This window comes from Pseudomonas sp. S31 (assembly GCF_016648105.1).
Taxonomy (GTDB): Bacteria; Pseudomonadota; Gammaproteobacteria; order Pseudomonadales; family Pseudomonadaceae; genus Aquipseudomonas.
Genome location: NZ_JACVVE010000001.1, coordinates 310,107 through 335,376 on the forward strand (window position 1 = coordinate 310,107; position 25,270 = coordinate 335,376).

Annotated in this window: 18 protein-coding genes; 7 read left to right on the top strand and 11 right to left on the bottom strand. The window is 65.2% G+C overall.

Features of this window, described 5'->3' with window-relative positions; translation table 11 throughout:
• Positions 1 to 306 precede the first annotated feature (306 nt).
• Entirely contained in the window at positions 307 to 1,437 is a 1,131-nt protein-coding gene (locus IAE37_RS01300; RefSeq protein WP_201167648.1) for a porin, read from the top strand.
• Here the strand turns inward: IAE37_RS01300 and IAE37_RS01305 are convergent.
• Positions 1,414 to 2,352: a LysR family transcriptional regulator gene (locus IAE37_RS01305; protein ID WP_201167651.1), complete on the bottom strand. Its 939-nt coding sequence runs from the start codon at positions 2,350 to 2,352 to the stop codon at positions 1,414 to 1,416. The genes IAE37_RS01300 and IAE37_RS01305 overlap by 24 nt on opposite strands.
• A gap of 304 nt (positions 2,353 to 2,656) precedes the next feature.
• Here IAE37_RS01305 and IAE37_RS01310 point away from each other — a divergent pair, with 304 nt between their 5' ends.
• Complete coding sequence (locus tag IAE37_RS01310; protein WP_201167654.1) at positions 2,657 to 3,022, top strand: cupin domain-containing protein; 366 nt, start codon at positions 2,657 to 2,659, stop codon at positions 3,020 to 3,022.
• Positions 3,023 to 3,098: 76 nt separating this feature from the next.
• On the opposite strand, the gene IAE37_RS01315 is transcribed toward IAE37_RS01310, so the two are convergent.
• From IAE37_RS01315 to IAE37_RS01325, 3 genes are read right to left on the bottom strand one after another with little or no spacing between them, the layout of a single operon-like run.
• Positions 3,099 to 4,559, bottom strand: coding sequence for an efflux transporter outer membrane subunit (locus tag IAE37_RS01315; protein WP_201167656.1), 1,461 nt, complete (start codon positions 4,557 to 4,559; stop codon positions 3,099 to 3,101).
• A complete protein-coding gene (locus IAE37_RS01320) occupies positions 4,543 to 5,709 on the bottom strand; it encodes an efflux RND transporter periplasmic adaptor subunit (protein ID WP_201167659.1) in 1,167 nt (388 codons plus the stop codon). Before IAE37_RS01320 ends, IAE37_RS01315 begins: the two co-directional genes overlap by 17 nt.
• Positions 5,702 to 8,899 carry an efflux RND transporter permease subunit gene (locus IAE37_RS01325; protein WP_201167661.1) on the bottom strand — a complete coding sequence of 1,066 codons (3,198 nt, stop codon included), beginning with the start codon at positions 8,897 to 8,899 and terminating at the stop codon, positions 5,702 to 5,704. The genes IAE37_RS01320 and IAE37_RS01325 overlap by 8 nt, the downstream gene beginning before the upstream one ends.
• Before the next feature lie 171 nt (positions 8,900 to 9,070).
• Between IAE37_RS01325 and IAE37_RS01330 the strand changes: the two genes are divergently transcribed.
• Positions 9,071 to 9,493 (top strand): PA0061/PA0062 family lipoprotein, encoded by a 423-nt coding sequence (locus tag IAE37_RS01330; protein WP_442967750.1) that lies wholly within the window; start codon positions 9,071 to 9,073, stop codon positions 9,491 to 9,493.
• Positions 9,494 to 9,706: 213 nt separating this feature from the next.
• On the opposite strand, the gene IAE37_RS01335 is transcribed toward IAE37_RS01330, so the two are convergent.
• The 7 genes from IAE37_RS01335 to IAE37_RS01365 all read right to left on the bottom strand — a co-directional run bounded on the left by IAE37_RS01335 (position 9,707) and on the right by IAE37_RS01365 (position 15,135).
• On the bottom strand, positions 9,707 to 10,240 hold the full coding sequence (locus tag IAE37_RS01335; RefSeq protein ID WP_236409743.1) for a hypothetical protein: 534 nt from the start codon (positions 10,238 to 10,240) through the stop codon (positions 9,707 to 9,709).
• Between the two features lie 86 nt (positions 10,241 to 10,326).
• The gene (locus IAE37_RS01340; protein WP_201167669.1) at positions 10,327 to 11,025 is read right to left on the bottom strand and encodes a hypothetical protein; all 699 of its coding nucleotides are present in this window, start codon (positions 11,023 to 11,025) and stop codon (positions 10,327 to 10,329) included.
• A gap of 53 nt (positions 11,026 to 11,078) precedes the next feature.
• A complete protein-coding gene (gene pstB / locus IAE37_RS01345) occupies positions 11,079 to 11,864 on the bottom strand; it encodes a phosphate ABC transporter ATP-binding protein PstB (protein WP_442967754.1) in 786 nt (261 codons plus the stop codon).
• 51 nt (positions 11,865 to 11,915) lie between these two features.
• Positions 11,916 to 12,809, bottom strand: coding sequence for a phosphate ABC transporter permease PstA (pstA, locus tag IAE37_RS01350; RefSeq protein ID WP_201167673.1), 894 nt, complete (start codon positions 12,807 to 12,809; stop codon positions 11,916 to 11,918).
• Positions 12,809 to 13,774 (bottom strand): phosphate ABC transporter permease subunit PstC, encoded by a 966-nt coding sequence (gene pstC, locus IAE37_RS01355; RefSeq protein WP_201167675.1) that lies wholly within the window; start codon positions 13,772 to 13,774, stop codon positions 12,809 to 12,811. Before pstC ends, pstA begins: the two co-directional genes overlap by 1 nt.
• A 73-nt stretch (positions 13,775 to 13,847) precedes the next feature.
• Entirely contained in the window at positions 13,848 to 14,876 is a 1,029-nt protein-coding gene (pstS, locus tag IAE37_RS01360; RefSeq protein ID WP_201167677.1) for a phosphate ABC transporter substrate-binding protein PstS, read from the bottom strand.
• 82 nt (positions 14,877 to 14,958) lie between these two features.
• Complete coding sequence (locus IAE37_RS01365; RefSeq protein ID WP_201167679.1) at positions 14,959 to 15,135, bottom strand: hypothetical protein; 177 nt, start codon at positions 15,133 to 15,135, stop codon at positions 14,959 to 14,961.
• Between IAE37_RS01365 and IAE37_RS01370 the strand changes: the two genes are divergently transcribed.
• The 4 genes from IAE37_RS01370 to IAE37_RS01385 are packed head-to-tail and all read left to right on the top strand — an operon-like array spanning position 15,134 to position 25,266.
• Entirely contained in the window at positions 15,134 to 16,966 is a 1,833-nt protein-coding gene (locus IAE37_RS01370) for an AAA family ATPase (protein WP_201167681.1), read from the top strand. The genes IAE37_RS01365 and IAE37_RS01370 overlap by 2 nt on opposite strands.
• 2 nt (positions 16,967 to 16,968) lie before the next feature.
• Positions 16,969 to 17,604: a 4Fe-4S single cluster domain-containing protein gene (locus tag IAE37_RS01375; protein WP_201167683.1), complete on the top strand. Its 636-nt coding sequence runs from the start codon at positions 16,969 to 16,971 to the stop codon at positions 17,602 to 17,604.
• A 13-nt stretch (positions 17,605 to 17,617) separates the two neighbouring features.
• Positions 17,618 to 23,923 carry an AAA domain-containing protein gene (locus tag IAE37_RS01380; protein ID WP_201168505.1) on the top strand — a complete coding sequence of 2,102 codons (6,306 nt, stop codon included), beginning with the start codon at positions 17,618 to 17,620 and terminating at the stop codon, positions 23,921 to 23,923.
• Positions 23,920 to 25,266, top strand: coding sequence for a hypothetical protein (locus IAE37_RS01385; RefSeq protein ID WP_201167685.1), 1,347 nt, complete (start codon positions 23,920 to 23,922; stop codon positions 25,264 to 25,266). The genes IAE37_RS01380 and IAE37_RS01385 overlap by 4 nt, the downstream gene beginning before the upstream one ends.
• The last annotated feature ends 4 nt before the right edge of the window (positions 25,267 to 25,270 follow it).

A 25,270-nucleotide genomic window follows, 5' to 3' on the forward strand; every position in this document is an offset into this window, starting at 1 on the left:
TGCGATTAACCAAGGGTTAATTGACCGCTGTCGTCGTTGGCCGATCTGCCCTGAGATGGCGCGCAGTTTGCCCTGCACCCGCGGACTGCCTCATCAGCGAGCACGCGCAGCGGCCCAGGAACACCGCCGAACTGGAATTTTCATGCCGGCCAGAGGGGTCTATGGCGGCCATTGCCTTTCCGATAAATGTCGCGGCAGGGGTCGATTAACCAAACGGCATGGCATGACCAAATAAGCAATCACGCTGAAACCTGCCGTTCACCGACGCTAGTGCCACCACATCACCGTGCTGGCCTGGAGTCGTGAATGAACACTCGCACTACGTCGTTGCTGTTGATGATCCAAGGGGCTTGCCTTGCCGCGCAGGCACAGGCCGAGGGCTTTCCGACCCTCAATCGGATTGCGCCGGGTTTTGGTTATTACGGGGTCGACCCAGGGTTCGATGACAAATTCGCGGTCTATGGGACCGTGGACGCCTTCGCCAGTTATCACGACTCACAGCACCATTCGGGCTACCGGCTGGCTGGGGGCGGCGCCTGGACCAACAAGGTCGGGCTGTACGCACGGAAGAATCTGGACTCCGACACCGTGCTGGAGCTCGACGTCGAGGAAGGCTTCAACGTCAACGGCAAAGCCCTGGAAGGGACCTGGGACACCTTCGGCACCCTGCGCCTGGCCACGCTCGCCCTGCGCTCACGTACCCTGGGCAAGCTCGAGTTTGGCAAAACCTACAGCATGAGCACGCCCACCTACGCCGACCCGTTCCTGGCCGTCTACGGCTCACCCTATACCTACCTGGCCATACCCGCCGCCGGCAAGGGCGCCTACTACCTGGACCTGCGCCCCAAGCACACCCTGGCCTACACCAGCCCGAACCTGAACGGCTTCAGCCTCGGCACCGCGTTGAGCTTCGGTTTCGACGACGCCGCCAGCCAGGGCCGCACCCTGCGTGGCGGCGGCGCGAAACTGCAGTACCGCAACAGTCGGGTCATGCTGCTGGCCTCCTACAACCTGTACTACAGCGACCCGTGGGACGATGGCGGCGTCTCGCGCCAGACCGCCAACCACTACAAGAGCCTGTCGGCGTTCTACGATTTCGGCCCTCTGGCCACCAGCCTGACCTGGCAGCGCCAGGACGTCGACCAGGCAGGTACACCCAGTACCACGCTGTACACCTTCGGCCTGATGGCTCCGGTCGGCGAGCTGGACGTGCTGCGCCTGGCCGTGATGCAACGGCAGGTCAGCGCACGCGACAAGGACGCCCTGGGCGTGATGATCGGCTATGACCACTTCCTGACCCCGCGCTGGGCCGTGTATGGCCGGCTCGGCATGATCGCCAACCAGCGCGCCTCTTCGGTCACCTACGCCGGCACCCCGCTGGACCAGGTCGGCGACGACCCAAGCAACGTTTCCCTAGGCATGTACTACCACTTCTGACGGAGTGGGATGGGTTTGCTTGAGCACTTGCCCGCGCAAGCTGTGGAACAACTCCTGAGCGGGCGAAGTGAGGCTGTAGCGGTCGATGCAGACCAGGTTGATCGGGTAGTCCGGGATCAACTCCTGCACCGGCATGGCCACGTACTCACAATCGACACCGAAGGTGAAGCCCTGGTCGACGGCCAGCTCGCTGATGGTCATCAACGATTCGGTGTTCTTCAATAGCTTGAGGGCCATCATCACCGAGGTGCACTCGACGGTATTCTGCGGCACCCGCAAGCCGTTGACCTCGAACAGCTGGTGAAACTGCGAAGCCTGGTCGGACAGCTCGTCCAGGCTGATCCAGTTGGCGTATTGCAAGGTACGCAGCGACTGGGAGAACTTCTGCTGGTTGGAGGCGTGGCAGATCACCCGCCCCTTGATGCTACCCAGCGCTTCCCAGTCCAGGTTCAGGCGGCTCAGCGGTTGCTGCGACGTGATGGCGAAATCCAGGCTGCCATCGCGCAGGCGCTGCAGGATCTGGCTGGGCCGCAGGTCGGTGATGGTGATCTTGACCCGTGGGTATTTGCGCCGGAAGGCCAGGATGCTCTCGTCGACGCCGTCGAGCATCGCCGTCAGTGATGTGACCCCGATCGACACCGCGCCCAGTGCGGCGTCCTGGATGCTCGCCGCTTCGATCTGCAGGCGACGGATACTCTCCACCACCAGGTTGGCATGGCGAATCACGCGCTTGCCTTCCTCGGTCAGGGCCATGCCTTTGTGCGAGCGCTGCAACAAGGCAAAGCCAACTTCACGCTCCAGGTCCTTGATCGACCGGCTCAGCGCGGGCTGGGTGATATGCAACTGTTTGGAGGCCTCAAGGATGCTGCCTGCGTTATGGATGGCGACCAGCGCCTTGAGTTGGTGAAGTTTCAACCGTCTGTACCTTGTTGTTAGCGGGCGGTTTGCTGCTGCGTGCACATTAAACTGCAAAAACAAGGCCTGGCGCCGGTAAAAATCGAGCACGGGCACTACAGCAGGATCCCGTCCCCACCCTGCCCGTTTGCTCGAAGGTTACGGCAACGGCCGGCGTTGAGCGCCTCGCTGGCAGCCTGGTCTAACGACTTGGCACTCCCGGACAAGACAGCAACCAGCCTTGAAGGGCCCAATGGCTGCACCGGCGCAAGACCGCTACCCACCACCAGAACCCGTTTTGTTCCCTCTGATTTGGAGTACTGCCATGACCCTCACCGCCATCCAGCAAGGCATGCAATTGAGCGACCTCGAAGCCTGGGGCAGCGTTGCCGACCTGGGCTCGACCATTCTCGAAGGCGAAGTGAAAGCCTTTGGTCGACTGACCCACGGCGCGCCAACCGACGCGGTCAGCAGTGGCTACTTCGGCGCCACCCGCGGCAAGTTCCGCATGACCTACCCGTTCGACGAACAGGCAACGGTCGTCACCGGCGAGGTCCAACTGACCGACGAGTCCACTGGCCTGGCCACCCGCTACAAAGCCGGTGACAGCTGGTTCGTGACCAAGGGCACGCCGGTGCTGTGGGAGGTTGTGAGCGAGTCGTTCGTCAAGCATTACCTGGCTGTTGCTTGAGCATCCGAAGCCCAAAAGCCGGCCCGAGGACCGAGGTGTACTGGGATGCGTTAAGGCCGCAAGACCCGTTGATCGTTCAGCCCTCGCGAGGTATCTGCAGCGGCTTCCCGGGCATTCGAGCCACCGGGTCGCCGCTTTCCCACCCACCTCCCAAGGCGCTCATCAGACCAATGCGCGCCTCCAACTGCCGGGTCTGCAGATCCTGCAGCCGGCGCCGCTCCTGCAATGCATCGAGCTGCGCGGTCAATACGTCCAGCAGGCTGACTGCCCCTTGCCGATAGCTCTGCAAGGCAATCTGCTCGGCGCCCCCTGCCGCGCCAGCCGCCAGCCGCACATCGGTGGCCTCCCGCGCCAGGTCGCGCACCTGCGCCAGGCTATCCTCGACCTCGCGCACGGCCAGCAATACCTTGCCGTGATAGGCCGCTGCCGCGGCCTCGAACTCGGCCTGGGTCCTGCGCTCGTCGGCAGAACGACGACCGCCGTCGAACACCGGTAGCTGCAGCACCGGGCCGACCGCCCAGTAGCGGTTGGCAGCGGCCAGCAAGTTGCCGCTGCCCTGGGTCTGTCCACCCAGCAGTCCGACCAGACTGAAATCGGGGTACCAGGCGGCACGGGCCACGCCGATGTCAGCGTTGGCGGCGAACACCCGGCGCTCCGCTGCGGCCACATCGGGCCTACGCAGCAGCAACTTGCCCGGTAGCTCGGCGGGCACCAGGGGCTGGTTGAGCGGCGTCGGGTCCGGCGCCAAGGCGAACTCGCCCGGCAAGCTGCCCACCAGCTCGGCGATGGCATGCTCTGCCAGGGTTCGCTGGGCGATCACATCGTCCACCGCCGCCTTGGCCTCCGACAACCTGGCCGTGGCCCGCTCGAGGTCGAGCTCGGAGGCGATGTTGCCGGTGTAGCGGTCCTGGATCAACGCCAGCAGGCGGGTACGGTCGAGCACCGCGCTATCGAGCAGTTGACGCTGGGCATCCAGGCCACGGGCACGGACGTACAGTACCGCCAGTTGCCGTTGCAGGCTCAGGCGCGCGGCAGCCAGATCATCCGCCGACGCCTGCGCCGTGGCGTCACCGGCAGCGATCTGGTTGCGCAGCCGCCCCCACAGGTCGAGGTCGAAATTCAGGCTCAAGCCTGCTGTGTCGCTGTCGTAGATTGACGGCTGGGTATCGCCGCGCAACGGCCGCCGGTCCGATTGCCGCTGGCGTAGCGGCGTCGCGCTGGCGCTGGCCTGCGGCCAGAGCCCGCCGTGCAGGCCCTGGGCATAGGCGCTGGCGGCCTCGTAGTGAGCCAACGCGGCGGCCAGCGTTGGGTTCGAGGATGCCAGTCGCGCCTGCAGTGCATCGAGGCGCGGGTCATCGAACAGAGTCCACCATTGCGTGGGCAGTTGCGAGTCTGCGCCAACCTGCTGCCACGCCCCTATCCGCTCGCCATAGTGAGCCGGCAGCTCCACCACCGGTGCGGTGTAGTGCGGGGCCAGCGAACAACCTTGCAAGGCCAGGCACAGCACCAGGCCAAAACGCCTAGACCGAGGGCGCATGCGCACCTCCCGAGGTGACGCTGCGCACTGCGTCGTTGTCGCGCAAGGCATCGGGCGGGTTGTCCACCACCTCGTCGCGCAGGCCCAGCCCGCGGTCGACGATCAGCGTGCTGCCCAGGTCCTGGGCGATATGGATACTGCGCAAGTGGGCGCGGCTCTGCGCGTCGAGCACTGCCACCTGCGGACCCTGGGCCCTGAAGATCAAGGCGCTGGACGGGATGCTCACGGCCTGCGGGTCGGCCCGCAAGGTGATGCGCGCACTGGCATAGTCGCCCGGTAACAAGGCTGCGGCGGCGTTGTCCACGGCGTACTGGGCCAGCAACGTGCCCGAGCCCTGGTCGACCGCCGTGGACGTGCCCAGCAACGTTGCCGGGTAATGCTGGCCGGGGCGCTCCGGTACCGACAGCTGCACCTGCATGCCGGGCAGGATCTGGCTGGCGTAGTTCTGTGGCACTGGCACGTACAGGCGCAGGCGGCGGGTATCGGCGATGTCGAACAGCGAGGTGGCGTTGTCGCTGTCAGCCTTGATCAGTTGGCCAATCTGCGCATGACGGGCGGTGATGGTACCGGTGAACGGGGCGCGAATGATCTTGTACGCGGCCAGGTCCTGCAGGCGTGCATAGTCCGCCTCGGCGGCCTGGGCATCGGCGCTTGCCACGGCGGCGGCGGCCACCTTTTCGTCGACTTCCTGGCGCGACACCGAATGGCTGGCAAACAGGTGCTGCCAGCGCTGCGCCGTACTGCGCGCCAGCGTGGCGCTGGCCTGGTGCTGTGCCAGGCGCGCCTTGGCCTGGGCCAGTTGCTGGTCGAGTTCGGGGCTGTCGATTTCGGCCAGTGGCTGGCCGGCCTGGACCAAGGCGCCGATGTCGACCTGCCAGTGCTTCAGGTAGCCACTGACCCGCGCATTGACCCGTGCCATGTTCCAGGCCTGCAGATGGGCGGGCAGGCTCAAGGTCTGTCCCGCCGCATTCATCATCGGGCTGATGGTCACCACGGCAGGAGTCGCGCGGCTTTCGGTCCATGCCTGGACCTGCGCGGCCTGGCGCTGCCGCGTATGCACGCCGAACGCCACGACCAAGGCGGCCAGGCACAAGCCGGCGCCCCCCATGAGCATCAAGCGCCGGCGATCAGGGACAGAATGGCTAGGCATGCAGGTTTTCTCCAACGACAGCGTGAGGGGTTGAGCGGCGGTGGGCCAGGCTGAACACCACCGGTACGAACAGCAGGGTCGCGGTGGTGGCGACGATCAGGCCACCGATCACCGCCCGCCCCAGCGGCGCGTTCTGCTCCTGGGACAAGGCCAGCGGCAACATGCCGATGATCATCGCCAGGGCGGTCATCAGCACCGGCCGGAAGCGGGTGAAGCCCGCCTCCATCGCAGCTTTGACAGCATCGCCGTGCACAGCCAGGCGCTCGCGACAGAAGCTCACCACCAGCACCGAGTTGGCGGTGGCCACGCCCATGCACAGGATGGCGCCCGTCAGCGCCGGCACCGACAGCGTGGTCCCCGTGACGAACAGCATCCAGACGATTCCGGCCAGCGCGGCGGGCAGCGCGGTGATGATGACGAACGGGTCCACCCAGGACTGGAAGTTGACCACGATCAGCAGGTAGATCAGCACCACGGCGCCCAGCAGGCCCAGGCCTAGGCCGTGGAAGGCTTCGTGCAGCGCGGTGATCTGGCCATGCAGGCTGACGGTCGCACCTTTCGGGCGCAATTGCGCAGTGTCGTCGATGACGTGCTGGATATCCGCGGCGATACCGCCCAGGTCGCGGCCCTGGACATTGGCATACAGGTCCAGGGTCGGCGTGATGTTGTAGTGGCTGACCACATCGGCGGTGTTGGTGCGCGCCAGGTTGGCGATACCGCCGAGTATGGCGGTGCGGCCATTGCTGCCGGTGATCGGCAGCGTTTCCAATTGGTCGATACTGCTCATGCGGTATTGCGGCGTGGCGCCGACCACCGAATAGGAAACGCCATTGGCAGGGTTGAGCCAGTAGGTCGGTGCAGTTTGCGAAGTACCGGCCAACGAGGCGCCCAGGCTCGCGGTGACGTCGCGTTCGGTGATGCCCAGTTCGGCCGCCCGCTTGCGGTCGACATTGACCTGCAGCGAGGGGTAGCTCTGCGACTGCTGCAGGCGCAAGTCGGCGATGCCCGGGATGTGCTGCAGGCGGCGCATCAGCTCGGCAGCGTAGGCGCGGTTGGCGCCATCGTTGGGGCCGGAGATCTTCACGTCCAGCGGCGCCGGCGAGCCGAAGTTGAGGATCTGGCTGCTGATATCCGCCGGCAGGAAGGCGAAGGTGGTGCCGGGGAAGCTGTCCGGCAGCACTTCGCGCAGCCGCTTGACGTAGTCGGCGGTCGGGCCATGGCCGGGCTTGAGCGAGACCTGGATGTCGCCATCCTGCGGCCCGACCGTGCCGCTGGTGTTGTAGGCCATGTCGATGCCACTGATGGGCAGGCCGATGTTGTCGATGATCGAGTCCACCTCCTCGGCCGGCAGTACCTCGCGAATGCGACTTTCGATACGGTCGAAGGCCGCTGCGCTTTCCTCGATGCGCGTGCCCAGCGGCAAGCGCACATGCAAGGCCATCGCCCCGGCGTCGGTCTCGGGGAAGAAGTCCTCACCCAGTGTGGGCAGCAGCGCGAAGCTGGCCAGCACGCAGGTCAGGAAGCCGAGCAGGAAGCGCCGGCGCTTGCCGAGTGCCAGCTCCAGCACGCCCTGGTAGCCATCACGCAGCCGCGAAAAGCCCGCCTCGAAGCCGGCCTGCAGGCGCACCAGCGGGTTGCCCGCCTTGTCGCCTTCGTGGTGGTTGAGGTACGCGTCCTCCGGATGCCGGCCCTCGCCCTGCTCCACCCGGTGTGGTTTGAGCAGGAACATGGCCAGGGTCGGCACCAAGGTACGCGAAAGAATAAAAGAGCTCCCCATGGCGAACATCACTGCCAATGCCATGGGCCGGAACAGGTATCCAGCGATGCCCTGGAGCATGAACATCGGAACAAACACAACGCAGATGCACAACAAGGCCACGAACGCAGGGCCGACGATCTGCCTGGCGCCATCGAGGATCGCCTGCCTGACCGACTTGCCCTGCTCCAGGTGCCAGTTGATGTTTTCGATGGTTACCGTCGCGTCGTCGACCAGGATGCCCACCGCCAACGCCAGGCCTCCCAGGGTCATCACGTTCAAGGTTTGCCCGCTGACCGCCAGCAAGGCGATGGCCGACAGCACGGCAAGCGGAATCGAGGCGGCGATGATCAGCGTCGAACGCCAGCTGCCGAGGAACAACAGGATCATCGCGCTGGTCAGCAAGGCGGCGATGATGCCTTCGCGGGCGACACTGCCGACCGACTCCTTGACCACACTCGAGGCATCGCCCAGCAGCGAGGTCTTGAGCTCCGGCGGTAGCGTTTCATCGATCCGCGGCAGCATGCGGCGGATGCCGTCGACGATCGACAGGGTCGAGTTGCTGCCGTTCTTCAGCGCCGGCATCAGCACCGCCCGGCGGCCATCGACGCGCACGATGTTGGTTTGCGGCGGCGCGCCATCGCGCACGTGGGCCACCTGCCCGACAGTGATCTGCGCGCCATCGACGACCTTGACCGGCAGCTCATTGAGCTGGTCGATGGCGGTCGGGCTGTTGTTCAGCAGCACGGTGAACTCATTGCGGCCGATCTTCGCCGTGCCCACCGGAATGATCTGGTTCTGTGCGGCCAACGCGTTGGCTACATCCTCCGCGGACAAGCCCTTGGCGGCCAGCGCTTGTGGGTCCAGGTCAAGGGTGATCTGGCGCTGCTTGCCACCCATGGGCGTCGGCATCGACAGCCCAGGCACCGAGGTCAACGGCAGGCGAATGCTGTTCTGCACCAGGTCGCGGATCCGCGCCTCGGACAAGGTCGGGCTGGAGAAGGCCATCTGCAGGATGGGTACGGTCGAGGCGCTGTAGTTGAGGATCAACGGCGGCGTGATACCGGCCGGCATCTGCTTGAGCACGGTCTGCGAAACCGCGGTGACCTGGGCGTTGGCCGTGCGGATATCGACACTGGGTTGGAAGAAGATCTTGACGATGCCCATGCCTGGCAACGACTGCGACTCGATGTGCTCGATGTCGTTGACCGTGGTACTCAATGCCCGTTCGTAGGTGTAGATCACCCGGCCCGACATGGCATCGGGCGCCAGCCCCGCGTATTGCCAGACCACGGCAATAACCGGTATGCCGATATCCGGAAAAACATCGCTTGGGGTTCTGACGGCCGCCAAGGGCCCGACGATGCAAATCACGATGGCCAGCACCAGGAAAGTGTATGGCTTGTGCAATGCGGTTTTGACCAGACCGAGCATGCCGAGTCTCCGGAATTTGAATCGGCGCAGTCTTCCACGGCCTTCCCAGTTCGTCGGTTAAACCTCCATTAAAGTAATTTAAGAAAAACCGCGCGGCATATTCACTTGAAGCGAAGCGGCTGGCTGGCATCCTATGCGAATCATTCGCAGCTGCAATCAAAGGGGACGTTCATGGGGGGCAAGATGCGCACTAAATGGGGTTTGGTCATTCCACTGCTGGGAGTGCTCGGGGCCCTTGCAGGCTGTGCCGGGCCTATGCCAAAGGCCAGTCCCGACGAGGCCTGGGTAAGCCTGCGAGAAGAGCCGACGACCACCCTGATGGCGGAGACGCTCGATGGCAAGCGGTTGAGCGATGGGCGTTTCTTCGAAGTGCCTGCGGGCAAGCACAAGTTGGGGGCGACGCTGTTCGTCGAGGGCGACGGTGACAGTAATGGCGAGATTTGCAATGCCGCCGTCACCTATAACAAGTTCAAGGCGGGCGGGCATTACACTCTGGTGGAAAGTAGTTTAGGGCAGACGTATACGATCACACTTTACAATCTGGCAAATAAACAACTTGCCCAAACTTCGGATACCAGTTGCATGACGGGTTGAGTTTGATGTCGCGGGTACTACCAATGCGATTATTGTATTGCCTGGGCTGACCTCTTCGCGGGTAAACCCGCTCCTACAGCGAGCCTGTGTGAGCGGGTTTATCCACGAAGAGGACACCGCGCCAAGGCCTGCTGGCCTACAGACTTTTTTCACCTGCGCACCGCTTCACCACAGCCCCGCCGCTAAGGCGCAGCTCCCTCGATTGCGGTTGGCTCAGGACGTCAGCGCTTGCGCCTGCTGCCGCACGGGTGCTGTATAGCGATGCGGCTGCTGCCAGGCCAGGGTTTCCTGGACATCGACAGCGGCGTCCAGCACCTTCTGCGTCCAGCTCTTGTCCTTCGGGCAGACCACGACAACGCGGAAGCCATGGTCCGCGCCTTCGGCACGCACACCGTCGGAATCGTCGACATGCAGGTCGATATCGAACGCCGATGGCAGCTTGGAAGGCGCATTGACCATGCCCCGCTGCGCCAGCGCATGGGCATGACGGTCGCTGTTGACCACGCCATCGACGCGAATGCCATAGAGCATCAACCAACGGCGGATATAGGCCGGGGTGCGCCCGGACGAGGTGTAGATCCACACGCTGAAACCCTGGCGGCGCAGGTCGCGGATCAACGAGCGGGTGCCGACCCGCAGGGGCTCGCCCAGCCAGCGGTGGACGAACGCGGGCAGCTTGCTGCCCTCGGCGTCGCTGTGTTCCGGCAGGCAGGCGAGCGTGTCATCGATGTCGAAGGAAATGCGCATCTTCGGGCGCGAGAAAGTACGACCCAGGGTCTGCCACGCCTGCTGCGTGGAAGGTCGCCATTGATTGAGCAACGGATAGCGGGCCATCAGTGGCTCCCCTGGTAGATAGGTTGTGGTGTGCCCGCGAGGAAGAACGCCTTGGGGTCAGGCGCCTGCGCTTCGAGGAAGGCGGCGTATTTCTTCTTGATCTTGGGCAGTTCGTACAAGGCCTTGACGCCATGCTTGGCGGAGTTGCGAATCACCGAGGACGGGTTGAAATAGCCCTCGGCGTTGTCCAGCGACAGCACGAACGGCGGCAGCCCGGCACGCATCAGCAGGTAGCTGACGATCAGCGAGCCGGTTCGATTGTTGCCTTCGATGAACAACTGCGGTTTGCTCAGAATTCGCACGTACACCCCTGCCGCTCGCTTCCACACCGAATCGCTGCGGTACGAGCAGTACCAGTTGTACAGGTCCTTGATGCCGCCTTCGACATTGTTGAAGAAGTGCGCCTCGGTCGCCGCCAGATGCGCGGCGAACTCCAGCCGGCGGGCCGGGTCACGTCCGCACAACACCGTGGCATTGAGCTCCAGCATCAGGTTCACCTGCTGCAGCTCGAACAGGTCGATGCCCCGCGCCACGTAGTCGTCTATCAGCGCATAGCCCTCGACCACATTCAACAACACCTCGTCGGTGAACGGATCACGCGGTTCGGTGAAGTGCTGGCTGAGCTCGGCGAAACGGCTCTGCACCTCACGCAGTGCGCGTTCTACCGCGGACAGATCAAGACGACGCGTTGCAGGCATGAATGGTCCCGAAACAAACTGAAAAGAGAAAAACGTCCCAACCGGCATACGCCTCAGCTGAACTTGCCGCTGATGTAGTCGCTGGTGAGCTGCTCGCGCGGATTCTCGAAGATCTGCGTGGTCGCACCCATCTCGACCAGGTAGCCGGTACGGGTACCCTGGGAAATGTCGACCGAGAAGAACGCGGTGGTGTCTGCTACGCGGATCGCCTGCTGCATGTTGTGGGTCACCAGGGCGATGGTGTAGTCCTTCTTCAACTCGACCATCAGCTCTTCGACGCGGCGGGTAGCGATCGGGTCGAGCGCCGAGCATGGCTCGTCGAGCAGCAGCACTTCCGGCTCGGTGGCGATGGCGCGGGCGATGCACAGGCGCTGTTGCTGGCCACCGGACAGCGACAGGCCGCTGACCTTGAGCTTGTCCTTGACTTCATCCCACAGCGCGGCACCTTGCAGGGCATGCTTGACGCGGTCGCCCAGGTCCCCTTTGTAGCGGTTCAGGCGCAAGCCGAAAGCGACGTTGTCGAAGATGCTCATCGAGAACGGGTTGGGCTGCTGGAACACCATGCCGATGTAGCGGCGCACCACCACCGGATCGACGCCCTTGCCATACACGTCCTGGCCAAGGAAGTGCACGTGGCCTTCGAAGCGGAAGCCCTTCACCAGGTCGTTCATGCGGTTCAGGCTACGCAGCACGGTACTCTTGCCGCAGCCGGAAGGGCCGATGAAGCCGGTGATCTTGTTCTTCTCGATCGGCACGTGGCTGTCGCGCACGGCCATGAAGTTGCCGTAGAAGATCTTGTCGAGTTTGCAGTCCATGACCACAGGTGTTTGGCTGACCATCGGAGCGGCTCGCTGCGCAGTGGATACGTTCAAGTTCAGATGCTCCCTGTCTTAGTACTTGGGCTTGCCAAAGATGCGGCTGACGATGTTTACCACCAGCACGATCATCACCAGCACCAGCGAGGCCGCCCAGGCGAGCTCCAGCTGATTGTCGAAAGGCATGCCAGAGAAGTTGTAGATAAGTACGGCAAGCGAGGCCGTGGGGTTCATGACCGCCAGGCTGCCGTCATGGTAGATCCAGTAGTTGCTGAACAATGCGGTGAACAGCAGCGGTGCGGTTTCGCCCGCAGCGCGTGCCACGGCCAGCATGACGCCGGTGAGGATCGCCGGCATGCCGGTCGGCAGGACGATCTTCCAGATCACCTGGGCGCGGGTGCAACCCATGCCGTAGGCGGCGTCCTTCATGATCTTGGGCACCATCTTCATGGCTTCCTCGGCGGTCAGCACGACGATCGGCAGCATCAGCACAGCCAGGGCCACGCCACCAGCTGGGGCCGAGTAGGTACCGGTGGTCATCACCACCAGGGCATAGGCGAACACACCGGCGAGAATCGATGGCAGGCCAGTGAGCATCTTCGCGGCAAAGCGCGAGGCGTTGGCCAGCTTGCTGTCCGGGCCGAGTTCAGCGAGGAACACCGCTGCCAGGATACCGACCGGTACCGCGATCGCCGCAGCGATGCCGACCATGACGAAGGTACCTGCCATGGCGTTGCCGAAACCGCCGCCCATTTCGAAGCCGGTGGGTGGCAGCTCGGTGAACACTTCGAGGTTCAGCCGCGCACCACCTCGGGTGATCAGCATGTACAGCACGGAAACCAGCGGCACGCTGGCCAGCAGCGCGACGGCCCAGGCCATGGTGGTCAGGATCAGGCTGCGCAGGGCACGCCCTTCGAACCTGCGCTGCAGGCTGGGCAAGGCAACGGAGGGGGTGGTGAGGTCGGTCATCATTTGTTACCCCGCTGGGCGTAGAGCATGATCAACGAGCCGAAGACGTTCACCAGCAAGGTGATGAACATCAGAACCAGCGCCGCGTACATCAGGATTTCAACCTCGTTCGGCCCGGCTTCCGGGAAGTTCAGCGCCAGCAACGCTGCCAGCGTATTGGCCGGGGCGAACAAGGAGATGGAAAGGGTGTTGGCATTGCCGACCAGCATCGCCAAGGCCATGGTTTCACCCAGCGCACGGCCCAGGCCGAGCACCAGGGAGCCGAAGATACCGGTCGCCGCCGAGGGCACCATGACCTTGAGGATGGCTTCCCAGTGCGTGGTGCCCATGCCATAGGCGGCTTGCTTGGTTTTCATCGGCACGCTGGTCAACGCATCCTGGGAAACTGCGGCGATGGTCGGCAGGATCATGATCGCCAGCACCAACGCCGCCGGGAGCAGCCCGGGGCCACTGAGGGAGGTGCCGAAGAAGGGAATCCAGCCCAGCTCGCTGTTGAGCCAAGTGGTCAGCGGGCGGATCGCCGGGATGACCACGTAGATGCCCCACAGGCCGTAGACGACGCTGGGAATGGCGGCCAGCAGCTCGACGATGGTGCGAAACACCGCCGCAAGCTTGGCTGGCAGAAAATCCTGGGTGAGGAAGATCGCCATGCTGACACCGAAGAAACCGGCGATCAGCAACGCGATGAGGGCGCTGTAGAGGGTGCCCCAGATCGCCGGCAAAATACCGTACTTGCCTTGGTTGACGTCCCAGACGGTGCCGAACAGCACGTCGAAACCGTGCTTTTCCATACCAGGAAGCGCCTTGCGGCCTACTTCAAAGACCAGCGCGAAGACCAGCGCAAGCACCAGCGCCACGCCGATGCGGGCAAGCGCACGGAAGGTGCGATCAACCAGAAAGTCCTTGGCGGACGGCGGCTGGCACGCTGAGTCTGGATTGTCCGGTATGGCGAAAGGTGTGTTCATGGGCTATTTCCGGGACTGGGGTCAAAGGCGCCCGGCGCGGCTGTCACGCACGCCGGGAGCGGTCGGGCATGTGTTACTGAATGTTCTGAGCGGCTTTGCGAACTTCAGCGACAACCGACGGCGGCAGCGGGATGTAGCCCATCGAGTCGGCGATCTTCTGGCCTTCGGTCAGGCTGTACTCGACCATTTCACGCATGGCCTTGGCTTTGGCCGGGTTACCGTTGTCCTTGCGGAAGATCATCCAGGTGTAGGTGGTGATCGGGTACGACTTGGCACCGTCCGGATCAGGCAGCCAGGCCACCAGGTTTTCCGGCATCTTCACCGCCGCCAGGGCCTCGGCACCGCTTTCGGCGTTCGGCACCACGTATTGGCCAGCCTTGTTCTGCAGCTCGGCGAAGTCGACCTTGGCCAGCTTGGCGAAGCCGTATTCGATGTAGCCGATGGCACCCGGGGTCTGGCGCACGGTGGCGGTGACGCCATCGTTTTTCGGCGACTTGATGAACTTGTCGGTGGCAGGCCAGTTGACGGTGTTGCCCTCACCCAGTGCTTCCTTGAAAGCCGGGTTGATGGTCGACAGGTGCTTGGTGAAGACCGCGGTGGTACCGCTGGAGTCGGCACGCACGACCACGGTGATCGGGGTGTCAGGCAGTTTCAGGTCCGGGTTGGCGGCGACGATCTGCGGATCGTTCCACTGGGTGATCTTGCCCAGGAAGATGTTGGAGTACACATCGCGCGGCAGTTTCAGACCTTTCGGGTTGCCCGGCAGGTTGTAGGCCAGGACGATTTCGCCGGCGGTCATCGGCAGCAGTTGCACGCCTTCGCCGACCTTGGCGATTTCGTCGTCTTTCATGGCCGAGTCGCTGGCGGCGAAATCGACGGTCTTGTTCAGGAAGTCCTGAACGCCCGCGCCACTCCCTTTGGACTGGTAGTCAACGGTGACACCGGCGGTGTTCTTGCTGAAATCCTTGAACCAGGTGAGGTAGATCGGTGCTGGGAAGCTGGCGCCGGAGCCGGTCAGGCGAACGTTCTCGGCGGCGAAGGCGCCCGAGGCACAGAGAGAGACCGAGACGGCGAGTGCAGCAGACTTCATCAGGCGTATCATCGAAAGAGCTCCATGTGTTGGCCGGAGCACTTTGCAATAGCTATGTTACAGCTGTGTGACGATTCAGTGGCACAGGGCTCAATCACGCTACTTTCCGACTAACACCTTCTATGAAGCCCACACAGCACATGGCCTCCAGCACGGCCTGAATGTCCAGATCTACCGGCATGCGCAGCGAGGTTTCATACATCGAAGCTGGAAAATGAGCGCTTGTAACAATACCCTGCCAGCACAGCAATCCGGTTACGAGCAGAATCATGTCAGGGATTACACCGTTTCAAAGCCCACGTTGGATGCGTGACCTCGTCCGCTTCTTGCCACTGAAAAGCCAATTCGTCCTGTCGGGCAACATCCGCGACCTCCAGGCCTGCGAGGTCGCGCCCGGCATGGTCACGGCCCAAGGTTTCAACCAGACCCTGTGCGACGCCCTGCTCGATGGCGGCTATGCCCATGTACTGGCCTGGGACCCGGTGGCCGGCTTTCGCGTGCTCGGCAAACCCGGCAGCGACCCCGCGTCGGGCCAGGCGCTGCTCCAGGAACTTGGCCTGAACCCGGTGAACGGCGCCGCGCCAGCAGGCATCGACCTGCTCGCCGCCACCCTGCAACGGCTGTTGAGCCGCAGCGACGCCCCGGTCGCCCTGATCATCGACTTCGCCTCGCGCCTGGCGGTGCGCAACGACGCCCTGAGCGCCGCTGAGCACCAATTGTTCACCCAGGCCCTGGTGCACGCCCACCAGGCCCGCAGCCGGCCACAGCCGCAAACCCGCAAGCCGTTCTTCAACACCCTGCTGTGGCTGGTGGAAAAGGAAGGCGACCTGCCGGACTGGCTGCTGGTCGATAATCCACGGATCCGCCACATCCCGGTGTCCAAGCCTGACCAGCTGGCCCGCCGCGCCCTGGCCCCGGCCCTGCTCAAAGGGCTCGCCGGTGGCCAGGAAGCGACCCAGGAGGCCATCGACCACGCCGTGGACGCCTTCGTGCAGAACACCGAAGGCCTGCTGCTGCTCGACCTCAGCGCCATCGCGCAACTGGCGCGGGTCGAAGGCGTGGCCATGGCGCAGATCGCCGATGCCGTGCGCCGCTATAAAGTGGGCGTGACCGAAGACCCCTGGCTGCGCATCGATCGCCAGCGTATCCGCCAGGGCGACGCGCTGGTGCACCAGCGCGTCAAGGGCCAGGACCACGCCGTCACCCACATGCTCGACATCGTCAAGCGAGCGATGACCGGCGTCGGTGCCAGCCGCAAGGGCAACCGCCCGCGTGGCGTGGCCTTCCTGGCCGGCCCGACCGGGGTGGGCAAGACCGAGCTGGCCAAGACCATCACCAGCCTGCTGTTCGGCGACGAAAGCGCCTATATTCGCTTCGACATGTCGGAGTTCAGTGCCGAGCATGCCGACCAGCGCCTGATCGGTGCCCCGCCCGGCTATGTCGGCTACGACGTCGGCGGCGAGCTGACCAACGCGATTCGCGAGAAACCCTTCAGCGTGGTGCTGTTCGATGAGATCGAGAAAGCCCACCCGCGCATCCTCGACAAGTTCCTGCAGATTCTCGACGACGGCGTGCTGACCTCCGGCCGCGGCGATCGGGTGTATTTTTCCGAGGCGCTGATCGTGTTCACCTCCAACCTGGGCATCTACCGCTTGGGCGATAACGGCGAGCGCGTGGCCAACGTGCTGCCTGGCGAGGCCTACGAACAGGTGCGGGAAAAGGTCCACAACGAAATCGACCGGCATTTCAAGCTGGTGCTCAACCGCCCGGAAATCCTCAATCGCATCGGCGAGAACGTCATCGTCTTCGACTTCATTCGTGAGGACGTCGGCCAGCAGATCTTCGAGCAGATGGTCGATGGCACCTTCAACGATCTGCACCAGCAGGGCCTGCACGTGACCCTCGCTACGCCGGCGCGCCAGGCGCTGCATGCCCTGTGCCTGCGCGACCTGTCCAATGGCGGCCGCGGCATCCGCAACCAGCTCGAGGCGCATTTGCTCAACCCCCTGGCGCGGGCCTTGTTCGACCAGGACGCTCAACCGGGCGAGCACTTCGCGATCAGCGACCTGGGCGCTGGCGGGCTGACCCTGGAACGCCGCTGACCATGGAACTGAGCCTGTCCCGCGTGCACTTCCCGGTGACCACCCTCGGCCCGGGGCGGCGCCTGGGCATCTGGTTCCAGGGCTGCAGCATCCGCTGCCCGGGCTGCATTTCCGCCGACACCTGGGGGCCCGGGCAGCGCCGCCTGGGCATCGCGCAATTACTGGAGCAACTGGCGCCCTGGCTGGCCGAGGCCGACGGCATCACCGTTTCCGGCGGCGAGCCGTTCGACCAGTTCCCTGCCTTGCTCGCCTTGCTCCAGGGGCTGCGCCAGGCGAGCCCACTGGACATCCTGGTGTATAGCGGCCATTCGCTCGAGCGTCTGCAACCCCAACTACGCGAGGCCGAAGGCCTGATCGACGGGTTGATCAGCGACCCCTTCGAGGAACACCACCCACAAACCCTGGCGCTGCGCGGCAGCGACAACCAGCGCCTGAGCCTGCTGACCCCGCTCGGCCACGCCCGCCTGGCCAGCTACCAGCGCCCCTTGCAACCCGCCGACAAGGCCCTCGACCTGATGTTCGACGAGAACGGCAGCGTCTGGATGGCGGGGATCCCCCAACGTGATGACCTGCTGCGCCTGCGTGACCTGCTGAGCGCGCAAGGCCACCAGGTCCGCACCAGTGCGCACCGCCACTGACTGGAATTCACCGATGATCCGCTTCTGCCCCAACTGCAACACCGCGCGCCCGGTCCAGGAGATGTTCTGCGAAGGCACCCTCGACCAACACCCGTGCAACTGGGACCTGGCCGGCGAGCCGATCCATGCCGACGGCTGGCGGCCACAGGTCGTCCATACCCAGGAAGATCTCCCGCAAGCCCCTTCTGCCCCAGAGCCCGCAAGCGTCTGCGAAAACGGCCACGCCATGGAGCCAGGCGACCTCATGTGCCTGCAGTGCGATGCAGCGCCCGCCCCGGCTGCACCGGCCAACGGTGCGGATGCGCCGGCCGACGCTGCGCCTGCGGACGCTGAAACGCTGATCGAAGGTTGGTCGTTGATCCGCCAGATCAGCAACACCGACGGCGTCCGTGAGCGTTACCTGGCCGTGCACCAGGAAACCCTCCGCCAGGCCGTGCTCACCCTTTACCGCCCAGGCGCCGAACCCGACCCTGCGGTGTACGACGTGATCCGCCGACTGCCCCGCGACCACGTACCCGAGATCATCGCCACCGGTCGCTGGGATGGCCGTGCCTTCGAAGTGATCGAAGAGCTGACCGGCGGCAGCCTGGCCGACCTCGGTGGGGTGATCCGTGAAACCCACAGCGTGCGCCATGTGCTGCGCGAACTGGGCCAGGCGCTGCACGCCTTCAACGAAGCCGGCCTGCGCCACCGCGACCTGCGCCCGGCGAGCTTGCTGGTGCGTGCCCATGAGCCGCTCGACCTGGTGATCAGCGGCTTCGGCTCGGCACGCCTGTCGGAGTTCGACCTGGACATCGTCTCGCCCCTGGAGACCAGCCGCTACATGGCCCCCGAAGCCATCGCCGGTGGCGTGGCGGCCGCCTCGGATTGGTGGAGCCTGGGCATGATCCTGCTCGAACAGCTGACCGACGGCGCCTGTTTCGAGGGCATCCATGCCAATGCGTTTCTGATCCACGTGCTGGCCAATGGCGTACCGATCCCCGACACCCTCGACCCGCAGTTGAACCTGCTGTTGCGCGGCTTGCTCGCACGCGACCGCCACCAGCGCTGGCAATGGCCCGAGGTCGAGGCCTGGCTGGACGGGCGCCCGGTGCAGGCGCCGGCCTCGGCCTTCGCCGAACGTGACGACGGCGAAGGCGCCACCTTGCAGTTGGGCCAGACGCGCTACCACAAGCCAGCGGTGTTCGCCCTGGCCGCCGCGCACGCCGAGCATTGGCCGCAAGCGCTGGACCACCTGCTGCGCGGCGTCATCGTCACCTGGGCGGAGCAGCTCGGCCTGCCGGCACCGTTGCTCGCCGGCCTGCGCCAGGTGGTGCAGCACGAAGGGCTGGAGGACGACTTCCGCCTGATGCTCGCGCTGAAACTGCTCAATCCGGAAATCCCGCTGATCCACCGCGGCGATATCGTCACCCCCGGCTGGTTGCTGGAGCACCCGCTTGAAGGCTATCGGCTGATCAGCGGTTCGGTGCCCGATCTGCTCGAGCAACTGCAGACCGACAACTGGCTGTCGCGCCTGAAGTTGCGTGCCGAACAGGTGCGCCAGCGCGCCCTGCACCAGCAGATCGAACTGGTCGAGGAGACCCTGCGTGTATACCTGCTGTCGACCTCGCGAGCCAAGCTGAGCAGCGAATGGCAAGCACGCCAGCGCCTGCTGCCAGACACCGAGCACACGGGGCTGCTGGCCCTGGCCGAGCGCCGGGTGATCGCCGAGGAAGACCTGATCGTGCTGCTCAGCGCATCGATCAGCCAGTTCCGCTCGGTCGAGTCGATCATCGAGGAGGCCGCCGAGCTGGCCAGCAGCGTCGAGGTCGGCTGGTTCGACAGGGAGCAAGCCACCGCGCTGCTGCAGCACCCGCGCCAGGACCTGTACCACAGCGTCGACGAACGCATACGCGGCTTCGCCCGCAGCGGTGTCGACGCGGTGGATGCCTGGGCCGAACAGTTCCGCCTGGAGCGGCGCATGCCGCTGGCCCAGGCCCTGGTCCTGCTGGCCATTCCGGCCAGCCAGTGGCTGGAGCCACAAAAGCAGCAGTACGTGGCGCAGATCCTCGAGTTCTTCGAGAAGAAAGTGGTGACGGCGGTGATGCGCGGCCCGTTGGTGCGCATGAGCATCGGCAAGACCACCGCCCGGGTCGACCTCAATGAACTGCACAGCGAACGCCACCCGGCCGGTGCCTTGCTCGACCACTTGTTGCAGCGCAACGAACGGGCCGTGAACCTCGACCCGGAATGCTTCCAGGCCACGCCGCAGATCGCCTCGCGCCTGAACGCACTGTATCGGCAGAGCGCGCTGTACAAGCGCGACACCGGTATCGACGGGCTGTACCTGGGCTTCCCCTTCCTGCTCAGCCGCGACCCACGCGGCACCACGCGCACGCGCATCATTCCCTTGCTGTTGTGGCCGGTGAAGCTGTTGCTGGAAGTGGGCAGCCGTGGCCTGGCCGCCCTGGCCTTCGACAACGAACGCGAAGAGGTGCGGCTGAACCCGGCGCTGGAAAGCGTGCTCGGCGCCGAAGCCTGCAAGCGCTGGCGCAAGACCGCCGATGAGTTGCTTCAACGCTCGTCGATTCGGGCCAGCGACGTGATGGACGCCTTCGGCATGCTCGCCACGGCGCGTTCGCGCAGCCTGGTCGGCCTGCCAGCCAACAGCGTGGAAGTCGCCCCCTACCAGGACGAACTGGCCTGCGCCGCCGTGTTGTTCCACGTCACCTTCATGGGCCAGGCCATCGGCGAGGACCTGCGCCAGCTGAAATCCCTATCCCCCGCTGGCAGCGGGCTGGAAACCGCACTGCGCCTGCGCGACGACGACCAGGCGCAGGCCATGGCCGCGCCTGCCGAGCTGCAACGCTACTTCACCGTCGCCAGCGACCCGTCCCAGGAAGCCGCCGTGCTGCAAGCCCGCCAGGGCCCCGGCCTGCTGGTCGAGGGCCCGCCGGGCACCGGCAAGAGCCAGACCATCGTCAACATGGTCGCCGACGCCATCGGCCGCCAGCGCAGCCTGCTCATCGTCTGCCAGAAGCACGCGGCGCTGGAGGTGGTGTACAAGCGCCTGGTGGCCGAAGGGCTGGGCCAGCGCATCGTCATGCTCAACGACGTCAACCGCGACCGCGAACCGATCATCCGCAGCATTCGCGAGCAGTTGGAGACCCTGTTCATCGGCGCCGATGAAGGCCAGGGCCTGCTCCGCCAGCGCGAACAGACAGCGACGCGCATCGAGACCCTCGAAGGCGAGCTCGACCGTTTCCACCAGAGCCTGCACCGCCCGGACCCAGCCATCGGCTTGAGCTACCGACGTCTGCTGGGTGAACTGATCGCCCTCGAAGACGGGCCAGCGCCACTGGAATTCCCCGCGTTGCGCCAACGCCTGGCCACGCTGGACGTCGCCAGCCTGACGCGCCTGGAAGAAACCTGCGCACCGCTGATCCAGCTGTGGCTGCCAGCCCGCTACGAAGGCAGCCCGCTGGCGCAGTTGCGGCCCTTCGCCAGCGACCGCTCGACCCTGCAGGCCTTTACCGACACGCTCCAGGCCTTCAGCCAGGCCGAACTGCAGCGCCAGGCCACCCTGCAAGCGCACCCGGCCAGCTTCGAGATCGACGACCCGGCGCCATTGCGTGCCTGGATCGCGGCGCACGTGGCCACCCTGCTCGGCCTGAGCCCGGAGCAACGTTCGCGCCTGGCCCGCTGGCTACCGCTGTTCCGCACCCAGGACGGCGAATCGATGCCTCGCGGCGAGGCGATGCTCGACCAACTGCGGCAACTGCAGCAGCAACTCGCGCAACTGCCCGAGGACCATTATCGAGCGGCGCTGTCACCCGCCTTGAGCCTGATCGACAGCAAGCCACTGCGCGACCTGGAACGGGCCTGCGCCCGAGTCATGGCGGCACGCTCCTGGCTGGCCCGGCTCAGCCCGTTGCACCTGCTCAGGCGCAGGCGCCTGCAGGGTTTCCTCGAGGCCCAGGGCGAAACCCGTTTGGAACACGCCCTGCCGGAACTGCGCGCTGCCATCGATCTGGAGCAGCAATGGCGCCCCCTGCGCGCCGAACTCTCGAAGCTCCACCAAGCCCTGGCACTGGACGCCATCGCCGCGCAGGCCGGCTTGGACATGAGCACCACGGTCAACACCGATCTGCGCCAGTTGCTGGAAATCCAAGCGCTGGCCCAAGCCCTGGCGCAGTCGCCACGGGCACGCCAGGCTGACGACGCCATACTCACCGGTGACAAGCAGCATCTCGAAGCCCTGCTCGGCGACCTGGATGCCTCGCTGCTGCGCCAAGGCGTGCGCCAATCCAGCCTCGACCAGCTCAAGTGGCTCGACGATTGGCTCGGCGACGAGCTGGCGGGGCAGTTGCGCCACGCCGTGGAGCACAACCTGAGCAATGAACTGGCGCTCGCCAGGCTACACGAGGCGCTGCCCTGCCTGGCGGCCTACCAGGGCTTCCGCGCCCGTGCCGGGCAGCTCGCCGAACAGGATCTGGCACTGCTGGCCCTGCTGCGCCAGCGCCAGGCCGAGCTTGACGCCCTGCCTGCCGAGCAGCTCGACGCCGCCGTGCGCCGCCTGCTCAACCGCGAAGCGCGGCTGGGCTGGAAGCACCGTATCGAACAGGCCAACCCTGAGCTGCTGTTCAGCCAGCAGGAAACCCAGGCCAAGGTCGCCAGCCTGGCCGAGGCCGATACGCGCATGCGCGAACTCAATCGCCAATTGCTGGCCACCGGCATCGACCCGGCGCGCCTGGGCAGCCGCAAGCAGTGGGAAGACGTGACCCGGCTCACCGGCAAGCGCTCGCGCCGGCTGCGCGAATTTCTCGAACTGGGCGGCCCGCTGGGGCTGATGGCGCTGCGCCCGGTGTGGCTGATGAACCCGGACGTCGCCAGCCGCGTGCTGCCGCTGAAGAACGGCCTGTTCGACACGGTGATCTACGACGAGGCTTCGCAGATGCCGGTGGAGTTCGCTCTACCGACCCTGTTCCGCGGCCAGGTCACGGTGGTCAGCGGCGACGAGAAGCAGATGCCGCCGACCGCGTTCTTCTCCAGCCGCGTCGAGAGCGACGAGGCCGAGCTGTTCGATGGCGACGAGCCGGATGAAGATGCCGACGAAGAACAACGCGAAGCCTTCGAAGACACCTGGAACCGCCGTGAGATCAAGGACTGCCCCGACCTGCTGCAACTGGCGCGCAACGCCCTGCCCAGCACCACGCTGCAGATCCACTACCGTTCGGCCTACCGCGAACTGATCGGTTTCTCCAACGCCTCCTTCTACGGCAATCGCCTGAATGTGCCGGTGCGTCATCCCCAGGCGAACATCCGCCAGCTCAAACCCTTGGAGTTGATCCAGGTCGACGGCCTCTACCAGAACCAGAGCAACGCTGCCGAAGCCGAGCGTGTGGTGCAGTACCTGCACGCCCTCTGGCAGCGCCCCTACGACCAGCGCCCCTCGGTGGGCGTGGTGACCTTCAACCGCAAGCAGGCCGAGCTGATCGAGGAGCACCTGGAAGCGCGGGCCGCCGAGGACGAGGCCTTCCGCGCCGCATTCGCCCAGGAGCGCGAACGCAGCGAGGACGGCGAGGACATGTCGGTGTTCGTCAAGAACGTCGAGAACGTGCAAGGTGACGAACGCGACGTGATCGTGTTCTCCTCGACCTTCGGCCGCAACGGTCAGGGCACCTTCCGCCGCAACTTCGGCGTGCTCGGCCAGACCGGCGGTGAGCGCCGCCTGAACGTGGCGGTGACCCGTGCTCGGCGCAAGGTGGTGATGATCACCTCGATGCCGATTGCCGATATCTCGGACATGCTCAACACCCAACGTGCCCCGGTCAGCCCACGTGACTACCTGCAAGGCTACCTGGAGTACGCCCGGGCCCTGTGCGCCGGCGAGTTCGACTACACCGGCAAGCTGCTCGGCCGCCTGCAGACCGATCGCAGCACCTTGGCGCATGGCCACGACCAGGGCCGCGACGGCTTCGCCAGGATCGTTGGCGCGTTCATCGCCTCCCTGGGTTGGCAGGCTGCCCCCGCCAGCGAGGGTGATGCGTTTGGCCTGGACTTCGCCATCGAGCACCCCGATACCGGCACCTATGCCATCGGCATCGAATGCGACGCGCCGAGCCACGCCCTGCTCCAACGCGCCCGGGCACGGGAGATCTGGCGGCCTTCGGTACTGCGCCGGGCGATCCCGCACCTCCATCGCGTCTCGTCGCAGGCCTGGTACCACGATGGCGACAACGAACGCACCCGCCTGCGCGCCGCCATCGAGCGCGCCATGCAGGCCGAACGGCCGGCACAAGCTGCCGCCACGTCCAACGACACGGAGACCTGCCAATGAGTGGCCCGAAAGTGGTGCGCATCGTCACCCGCGAAGAAATCATCGCCTTGTGCGAAGGCCATTTGCGTCGCCTGGAACAGGCCGTGGTGCGCTGGGAAACCGAGGCCGACAGGCTTGGCCAGCTCACCGAGCAGGAGCGCACGGCCACGCGCGCACGCCAGGAGCGCCTGCGCGCGCTGCTCGCCCAGGACGCGATGCGCGAGTTGCAAAAGGCCGTGCCTATCGAGATCGAGCACCTGCAGCGCGACCTGTTGGCCCGAGAGGAACGCGCGGTGCTGAAGGCAGCCGCCCAACGTCAGCAGCAGCGCCGCCTGCAGGAAAACGCCAGCCTGCTGCTCAAGGCCCTGGCCAGCCGCCCGGACACCCCGCAGGAAGTACTGCAGGCCCTGACCCAGTTGGCCAACGGCGCCGCACTGGCCAACGGCGAACAGCTGCTGGCCCAGGGCTTCGCCCAATTGAGCAGCGGCACCGAGCCGCAACCCCTTGGCCAGGAGCAACGCGAACTGGCCCAGAGGCTCAAGGGCGATGCGCCCGCAGTCGACCTGGAACAGTGGCTGGCTGCAAACGCGCAAGCGACACGCGACCCTCGCCTGCAGCAGATCGACCGGCACATCGCCGAGCTGCAACTGCTGCAGGGCGAAGCTTGCGCGGAGCCGTTCGTGCAGGCCTTGGCAAGGGCCGAGGCGCAGATACAGGTGCAACAGCGCAACCTGTTGCTCGACAGCCTGGTGATCGAACTGGCCAGCGGTACCCGCGACTTCCAGCAAAGGCGCGACACGCTGGCCAAGTTGCAGGGCCTGGCCAGCGAGCTGCAAACCCACGCAGCAGAAGGACACGAGACGCTGCTCGCGCAGGTGGGCCAGTGCACGACTGCCAGCAGCCTGGCCGAGCTGGACGAACTGACCGGCCGCTGCGAAGCGATCCTGACGGCCCACGTGCACGCCCAAGCCGCCCTCGCCCGTCGCCAAGCCATGCTCCAGGGCCTGGCCCAACTCGGCTACGAAGTGCGCGAAGGCATGACCACCGCCTGGGCCGAGTCGGGCAAGGTGGTGCTACGCAAGCCGTCCACCCCGGGCTATGGCGTGGAATTGGGCGGCAAGGCTGACAATGGCCGCCTGCAAGTGCGCGCCGTGGCGTTGAGCGCGGACCGTGACAAGCAGCGGGACCAGGATATCGAGACGATCTGGTGCAGCGAGTTCGCGCGGTTGCAAGCGCTGTTGCAGGACGGTGGCGGCGAACTGCTGATCGAGCGGGCGCTCGGGGTGGGAGAGGTGCCGCTCAAGGAGGTCGGCGAGGTATACGACGAGCAGGCGGCATCTGTCGCCAGGCAGCGGACGCTGTAGTCCT